Raw genomic sequence first — 1,429 nt, forward strand, 5'->3', positions numbered from 1 at the left:
CACGTTTCAGTTTTTGCCAGACTTTACGTACACCATACCGACCTGAACTTTCCTTCCAAATTCGTTTAATCTCCTCAGCATGATGCAAGTCATGTAAATCTCGCTTTGCTCGATGTTCTGGATTTTCACAGAGATCTAGAGTCCGGTAATAGGTTGAAGGTGCGATCGGTAAAATTCTACAAATCGCCTCGACTCCGTACAGCTCTTTATTATTATGGATAAAATCCACCATTATTTGTGTGGGCGGTCGAGCTCCGCCTGGGCGAAAAAAGCGGCTGCTTTACGTAGAATTTCATTGGCGCGTTGCAGTTCTTTATTTTCGCGTTCGAGTTGTTTGATACGTTCTTGGTCTGAAAGCTGCTGTACTTTAACTGGATTTTGTTTATCTAAATATTTTTGATACCAAACACGTAGTGTTTCAGGAGTACAACCCTTGCGCAGTATACTGCTCAGGGAGCAATAGCGGTGATCGCAGCCCAATTCGATGGATAATCTTTCTCGGATTCAATCAATAATTGAACCGCTCTTTCTCTGATTTCAGGGGTATATTTTACTTTTTTCATCGGGACATTCTCTCAGAAAGCTTGGTCTCCGACAAACCCGGTACGGTTCAAAAATCTTCCATTGATTTATTTATATCTGTTAAACCAGTCGCATTATGAAATGTAATATAAGTAGAAATTTCAGTATAAATGGTCATGATCTTTTCTAAATTTGAATATCTAAGCGTCTTCATTAATCAACCTTATTGATTATTAGTTTCTTCTTTTAAAGCTCTTTGTACTGTTGCTATCCCTACTTTAAACTTTTCTGCAACACCTCTAAATGTTGAATTTTCTTCAGCCATTGCTTTTCGTATTTCAACATAGTCAACCTTCCGCTTTCTTCCCTTATATAAGCCCTTCGCTTTGGCTTTTGCAATTCCTTCCTTTTGACGCTCACGGATCATGGAGCGTTCAAACTCTGCAAATGCAGCAAGCATCTGAAACATGAGTTTATTTATTGCCGATTGTGCTACATCATGACTGAAGGTCAAATTCTCTTTATGAAAAATAATGGTTATACCACGATCATTCAGACTATTCACAATTTCGTTCAGATCATTTGTATTACGTGCCAGACGATCAATACTATGAACATGCACCGTATCACCTTCACGCAGATAGTCGAGCATTGCATTTAACTGAGGACGTTCACGGCTACCACCGCTTGCCTTTTCAGTAAAGGTCTTATCCAGGCTGATTCCATCTAATTGACGTTCAGTATTTTGTTCAGTTGAACTGACTCGAATATATCCGACCTGATTAGGCATTCTGTACCGTTAGAGTTTAGATAATTAAATACATATTGTACCGAAATTAAATATTAAGTCTATAAATACGGTTTTTGAGTTGCTTTTTAAGACTTTATTTTGTTCCGTTAGGCTATA

At 38.3% G+C, this 1,429-nt stretch carries 1 protein-coding gene, 1 pseudogene and 1 other annotated feature; the gene and the pseudogene both read right to left on the minus strand.

From position 1 onward, the window contains the following. Window positions 1-563 (minus strand): annotated as a pseudogene (locus FTT73_RS16075) (IS3 family transposase); the annotation flags it as partial. Next, window positions 158-274 (minus strand) — a sequence feature (AL1L pseudoknot). Its footprint overlaps the pseudogene before it by 117 nt. A gap of 182 nt (window positions 564-745) precedes the next feature. After that, the gene (locus tag FTT73_RS16080) at window positions 746-1,312 is read right to left on the minus strand and encodes a recombinase family protein (protein WP_006581699.1); all 567 of its coding nucleotides are present in this window, start codon (window positions 1,310-1,312) and stop codon (window positions 746-748) included. Between the last annotated feature and the right edge of the window lie 117 nt (window positions 1,313-1,429).

The sequence above is a fragment of the Acinetobacter sp. YH01006 genome (genome assembly GCF_013420445.1).
Lineage (GTDB): Bacteria > Pseudomonadota > Gammaproteobacteria > Pseudomonadales > Moraxellaceae > Acinetobacter > Acinetobacter pseudolwoffii.